The organism is Acetivibrio straminisolvens JCM 21531, from assembly GCF_000521465.1.
Lineage (GTDB): Bacteria > Bacillota > Clostridia > Acetivibrionales > Acetivibrionaceae > Hungateiclostridium > Hungateiclostridium straminisolvens.
In genome coordinates this window covers 1-5,939 of the sequence record NZ_BAVR01000105.1, presented here as the reverse complement: position 1 = coordinate 5,939, position 5,939 = coordinate 1, and the positions used below count along the sequence as shown (strand labels likewise).

The window sequence follows — 5,939 nt, the reverse complement described above, 5'->3', positions numbered from 1 at the left end:
CCGCAAACAATATATGGTCTGTATTGCCAAGTTTGCATACTCTTGTGCAGAAAAAGGGGTAAGTCTTGATGATGTAGTTGCCAAATTAGGGGTCGCTGCATAAAGTTTTACATTTTACTGCACAAGTCAAATAGAAATAATTAAACGGGGTGATTGTATGGACATGCAAAAAGTAACATCTGAACAACAATTATCTAAGTGGGCGGAATTAATACAAACCCGGCTTGAAAGTGGGCAAAGTATCAAAGAATTTTGCTTAACGAATGGAATAAGCAAAGCCACATACTATTATTGGCAGAAGAAAGTGAGTAAAGCAAAGTGTACAGTACTTGGAGGAGAAAAAGAATCCAAAACCGAAGTACCAAGCGGATGGATGCAGCTTGCACCGAAGCCGGCACACTCCGCAAAAGCCACATTGGAAATTAATGGCTGAAATGTCGCTGTAAACACGGAAACAAACTTAGAATTGTTGAAAAAAGTTTGCCAGGTGTTGATGTCGCTATGATAAGATGGAACGAAAAACCTGTGTATCTTTGCGAAAGTTTACTGATATGAGAAAATCAATCAACGGCCTGATAACACTTGTGCAAGAGAGCTTTTCCCTTGACCCGTTTGCGGATGCACTATTTGTGTTCTGTAACAGAAATAGAAACAGGATTAAAATCCTTGAATGGGATGGAGACGGGTTTTGGCTGTACTTTAAGCGATTGGAACGAGGGCGGTTTCGTTGGCCAACAGAAGAAGATTCCGCTACAATGATTCTTGATGTAAACGAATTAGCTTGCCTTATTGACAGTGCCAGATTAGAAAAAAAGCTTAGCCGAAAGGAAGTTTTAGAGCGTCAAATTTTATAAAAAATTCTTTAAAAGTATGAAAAAGCTGGATTCAATGTATTTTTATAGTAGTATTATCCTATGAAGAAACAAGAAACTTCAGTAGAAAAATTACTTGATATAATTGAAGAAAAAGAGCGAAGGATTACTGAATTGGAACAACAAGTCCAATGGTTCATGGAACAAATACGCCTTTCAAAGCGTAAACAATTCGGTGTATCCAGCGAGCAAACAAAGATTGAGCAACTCAATCTTTTTAACGAAGATGAGGAGACTCACAATTTAGCAGTTTCCGAGCCACAAAGGATAGAAGTAAAAACTCATTACCGTAAGAGGACTCGTCTAACAACAGATAAGCTTCCTGAAGATTTACCGATGGAGGTAATTGAGCACAAGTTACCCGAAAAGGATAGTATTTGCCCGGATTGCGGTAGTCTCCATTATATCGTCAGGAACAGGAATGGAAGCAAAACGGCATTCCGATTTCAAGGCAGACAATGTCAAATTGGCTTATTACAGCCTGTGAGGACTGGTTGGAACCGATATATGAGGAAATGAAGAAGCGGCTGTGTGAGCATGAGGTACTGCATGCAGACGAAACGGTTGTGCAGGTGCTAAAAGAATCTGGGAAGTCAGCACAGTCGAAGAGTTACATGTGGCTGTTCAGAACGAGCGGGGAGGCAAAACATCAGATAAGTACCACGAAAATTTTTTGACGCAATGGAAGCCCTACCCAAAGATAAGCAACCAACATCTAATGCTGCAAAGGGAGTAGCATATTGCGATAAACTGTTTCATTTAGAGAAGCAGTTTGCATTGCTATGCCCTGAAAACCGGTTAAAAGAACGAGAAAAGCAGTCTAAGCCTCTCATAGATGAATTTTACGATTGGATAGGGAAATTAAATGTACTGCCCAAAACCCATTTTGGTAAAGCAGTACAATATGCCCAGTCCCAGCGTAAATATCTTGAGAGGTATATAACGGATGGGCGGTTGAAGATATCAAATAACCGAGCTGAGCGTAGTATTAAGCCATTCGTAATCGGACGCAAGAACTGGCTTTTCAGCAATACGCCAAGTGGAGCGAGAGCGAGTGCAGTTTATTACAGTCTTGCTGAAACTGCAAAAGAGAATGGATTAAACCCGTTTGAATATTTGTCGTGGATATTTACTCAAGCCCCCAACCTTGGGAAGTTGGGGTATGTAAATTCGTTTGCTGATTTGCTGCCCGGCAGCACGAAAATACCACCTAACGTGTTTATACCGAAATCCAAAAGAACAGAACCTGAAAAATATGCGTGGGAGGAAGTGTAGTTGCTATGCTACTGCAGGAGCAGTAGCCGGAGCCGTAGGACACTCTTCTTGGTGCAACAGTTGGCGCAGGAATGGGGGCTATTGCGGGATTTGCTGATTCAAAATATGGAAACAAAATAAGAGACTTAGATAAAGAGCTTAATAACAGAATCAAACAGGAGACAAGCAAATTTATAGAAGGTGCGAAATCTTATCTTAAAAAGATTCTTACTGATGAGAGAGGCTCAATAAGGTTTGGTCCGAAAAATGAAACTAATGGAAATGCTGGAGTTGGTAATGGGAGAGCGGATAGAACACAAACAGGTAAGGGAACTGGTAATCAGCCTGTATCTAGAAAGCAAGCTCTAAATACTATCAAGAAAGATTTAGGTATTCCAAAATCGCAGAAACCAGACGGTCAGAATATGGTACCTCTTGTAGATGAAAATGGAAATATGATTTTAGGTCAAAATAAAAATTTCGTATATTCGAGAGAGCTTACGTATTCAGTTAATGGGAAATTTGATGCACAAGGTAATCCAATTTCCTCGGTAGTAATTCAGGATCACTCTTACGGACATACATATAGCTCTGGTACTGGAAACCAACCTTTGCATTTTAATGTTAGACCTTCTACAAATCCTAAAAACGATAAGGTGCTTGGAATTAAAGAACACTATTATTTTAATTATAGAAATAGAAAATAGGAAGGAGGAATGAATGTATGTATGTAGGAATTGATAATGCATTTGTATTAGAAAATATTTTTGGAAATATTGATATTTTTAAAGGTGCTGAAATAACTAATATAAGTTGGCAGTTAATTACTGCTAGAATGGAAATATGTATTGAGACTCAAAGTAAAGTACTAAATCCACCGAAAAAATGGGAAAAGTGGGATAAAGTCTATATTAGACTAGAAATATTCGGAATAGAAGAGCTCATGGTTGATATTAATAAAACAAAAATGTATATCGAATCCTTTTATATGAGCGAGGAGAATAAAAAGTATATTTTTAAATTTAGCTTAAACAACAATTGTTGTATTAATTGCAGATTCGGTATTGCACGTGTTCAGAATATTAAACCAATAATAGAAAATGAATAAATTGTAATAGTTGTAGTTGGAAAGTATGTCTAACGCAAAGGTCACACAGTTTTGGATAGTGTAACCTTTTGCGTGCGCCAAGCATGGGCGCAATCTAACGGGTGAAAGTCCCGAACACGCCCTGGTAGTGGGAAGTGTATAGCCTAAAACAAGGGTGTCCATCGCGAAGTGGAATCTGAAGGAAGTCGGCGGCAAATCTCTGGTCTGGCGGACAGAAACCACATATAGGCAGTGCAAGGAGGAAAAGGTTGCGCATCAAACTGAAGTCCAATAACTACCCGGACCAAGCACTGTAGATGTGGCAGATAGATGGAAAGAAAGATTGTGTTCTTACCTGGGGAGGTCTCGTGGACGGGTGGAAACTGAGTAAGAAGCCCGGTTGAAACAAGATTTACCGTGAGAAGTCAGCAGAGGTCATAGTACTCGATACAGTCGACGGTATGGAGGAAGGGCCGAACCAGAGGGGGTGAAGGTCAATGAAAGTCACCGAGAGTGGCGGTAATAAGCACAGACAACTTCAAAAAGAAGGCTATCCTCAAAGGGTAACTACGGAACAGAGAGAGTATGCGGAAGTGTGTGAGTCACGGAGGATGACTGAAACCGACATCACCGACACGAGTATGCGGACAGAAGGACTGCAGGAGCAAATCCTAAGCTGAGCGAATCTGAACCGAGCATACAAGCAAGTGAAGAGAATCATAGGCGAGGTGGATAAACTTATGTCCTACCTGAAAGAACGCCGGGAGGAACTCCTGCAATCTATCCGGGACGGGAAGTACCGACCAAGACCCGTCAGGAGGGTAGAAATACCTAAGGGAAACGAGAAAACGAGGAAGCTGGGGATGCCGACAGTCGTAGATAGGCTAATCCAGCAAGCAATATGCCAGGTACTAACTCCCATTTTTGAAAAGCAGTTTTCAGACAATAGCTTTGGATTTCGACCGGGAAGAAGTGCGCATGATGCACTCAAGATGTGCAAAGCCAATATTACGGAAGGTTACAAATATGTAGTTGACCTGGATTTAGAAAAGTACTTCGACACGGTTAACCAGAGCAAGCTCATCCAACTCTTATATCTTCACAAGCTCTTAAGAGTACCGGGCAACAAGTGCTTAAGAGTGTCGCACAAGGAGCGATGACAGGTGCGTTAAATGGAGCAGTAGATAGTTTTACAACTAATGTTACGAGTCAAGTTTGGGACATAGTAACAACAAAAGAAAAAAATCCTTTGATGTTGGAAGTTTGATAAAAGATACTCTTAGCGGTGCAATATTAGGTGCAACGATTGGTGCAGGAATGGGTACGATTTCGGGCTTTGGTGGTCCGAAAAATGGAAATATAATGATCGATGTAGATGAAAACATTAATAACAGCACAAAGCAGGGTACAAACAAATTTGTAGAAGGCTTGAAATCGTATTTTAAAAAGCTCCTTACTGATGAGAGAGGCTCAATAAGTCTGGGGTCCAAAAATAAAACTAATGGAAATTGGGGAGCTGGTAGATTTGCGAAGAAACCCTTAGACCCATCTAACTATATAGGCACACTAGATGAGAGTTTTGCGAACTTAAGTACTACAAAGAAAATAGATGCAGCATTTGCTGAGATAGAAAATGCATTTGGTAAATCTTATGCGAATAAAATAAGAGATTTATATAACTCAACATCACGTAATTTTTTCACTTCATCTGAAGATTTGGGTGTATTTAGACTGGATGTTAGAGGTAATCTAATTATTGACATTAACAAGAATATAGGAAACTCCAAGGTTATGGCGAACACAATATTACACGAAGTTAGGCACTTAAGGCAGTATAATAAGTTAGGTGCTAACCCAAAAGTATGGAATGGTTTAAGTGATGAGTTTGTTGAACGGTTTGCTACATCTACAAATCTTTGGCAGGGTAAGCGAATGGGACTATCGCCAGAAGATATGAATATATTTGAGAACTATTATAATGGATGGAGGGGTAAATAAATGAGGCTTGATATACATTTGGTAGAATGTAAATATGTATCAACAACTAAAACTATTCCTGTTGTCGTAAAATTGTCAACTGATGATGATGAAGTAGAAATAGCAGAGAAAATTGATTTAATGGAGATCCTTCTTATTCAAGGGGATGAAGCAAAGCTTGGTACATATACTACATGCCGACTAGGCTTACCTAGAAATACGTTTACAGTATCGAAGCAGAAGCCACATTATATTGTTTATGATGTGTACGAGGATTGCAGGGCCATAGACATTGAACCTGGGGATTATGAAGTAAGTATAAAACTCAAGGTCTATGTGAAAGTAAATGAGGGTGATTTTCAGACTATCGAATTATCAGGTAAAATACCAATACTTATTGAATAGTTATTCGACCGCTATATAATACAATTATTTTAATGGGTAGGTGTAACAGCCTGCCCTTTCATTATTAATGTATTTAAAATGTATTTAAGGTAGAATGAAGTTCCCCCGATTTGATGGAAACACAGAATGGCTGGTATAATAAAACCAGTTGTAGGTGTTTATCATGAAACGCTATGATAAAAGTTTGTAAGCGTCAAAGTGTGTCCTGAAGATGAATTGCGACAAAAGGAGGGAGAATAAACGCAATGAATCATGCTTTGTAGGAGATGAGAGTAGGCCTCTCGAAATCGGCATTCAGGTGCAGGTTTCAAACTACCTGTTGGTGCTGCAGTCAAAAGCTGTGG

The 5,939-nt window shown here is 39.5% G+C and carries 6 protein-coding genes and 2 pseudogenes; all 8 read left to right on the top strand.

Annotation, left to right across the window (positions count from 1 at the left end; all coding sequences use genetic code 11):
- Positions 1-157 precede the first annotated feature (157 nt).
- Positions 158-433 carry an IS66 family insertion sequence element accessory protein TnpA gene (gene tnpA, locus JCM21531_RS16440; protein ID WP_243467871.1) on the top strand — a complete coding sequence of 92 codons (276 nt, stop codon included), beginning with the start codon at positions 158-160 and terminating at the stop codon, positions 431-433.
- A 76-nt stretch (positions 434-509) separates the two neighbouring features.
- Positions 510-854 carry an IS66 family insertion sequence element accessory protein TnpB gene (gene tnpB / locus JCM21531_RS16435; protein WP_054847171.1) on the top strand — a complete coding sequence of 115 codons (345 nt, stop codon included), beginning with the start codon at positions 510-512 and terminating at the stop codon, positions 852-854.
- A gap of 60 nt (positions 855-914) precedes the next feature.
- A pseudogene (locus JCM21531_RS16430) lies at positions 915-2,147 on the top strand (IS66 family transposase).
- A gap of 71 nt (positions 2,148-2,218) precedes the next feature.
- Positions 2,219-2,833, top strand: a complete 615-nt coding sequence (locus tag JCM21531_RS19560) for an HNH/endonuclease VII fold putative polymorphic toxin (RefSeq protein WP_094184845.1) — start codon at positions 2,219-2,221, stop codon at positions 2,831-2,833.
- Positions 2,834-2,850: 17 nt separating this feature from the next.
- The gene (locus JCM21531_RS16420; RefSeq protein WP_038291444.1) at positions 2,851-3,234 is read left to right on the top strand and encodes an Imm50 family immunity protein; all 384 of its coding nucleotides are present in this window, start codon (positions 2,851-2,853) and stop codon (positions 3,232-3,234) included.
- 476 nt (positions 3,235-3,710) lie between these two features.
- Positions 3,711-4,328: pseudogene (locus JCM21531_RS24935) on the top strand (reverse transcriptase domain-containing protein); the annotation flags it as partial.
- A 100-nt stretch (positions 4,329-4,428) separates the two neighbouring features.
- On the top strand, positions 4,429-5,211 hold the full coding sequence (locus JCM21531_RS16410) for a hypothetical protein (RefSeq protein ID WP_131464561.1): 783 nt from the start codon (positions 4,429-4,431) through the stop codon (positions 5,209-5,211).
- Positions 5,212-5,595, top strand: a complete 384-nt coding sequence (locus JCM21531_RS16405; protein WP_038291439.1) for a hypothetical protein — start codon at positions 5,212-5,214, stop codon at positions 5,593-5,595.
- Positions 5,596-5,939 lie beyond the last annotated feature (344 nt).

Bases quoted from the DNA above. Each gene is read 5' to 3' on its own strand.
- JCM21531_RS16405 (WP_038291439.1), top strand. From the start codon at position 5,212: ATGAGGCTTGATATACATTTGGTAGAATGTAAATATGTATCAACAACT.
- tnpB (WP_054847171.1), top strand. From the start codon at position 510: ATGGAACGAAAAACCTGTGTATCTTTGCGAAAGTTTACTGATATGAGA.
- JCM21531_RS16420 (WP_038291444.1), top strand. From the start codon at position 2,851: ATGTATGTAGGAATTGATAATGCATTTGTATTAGAAAATATTTTTGGA.
- tnpA (WP_243467871.1), top strand. From the start codon at position 158: ATGGACATGCAAAAAGTAACATCTGAACAACAATTATCTAAGTGGGCG.
- JCM21531_RS19560 (WP_094184845.1), top strand. From the start codon at position 2,219: ATGGGGGCTATTGCGGGATTTGCTGATTCAAAATATGGAAACAAAATA.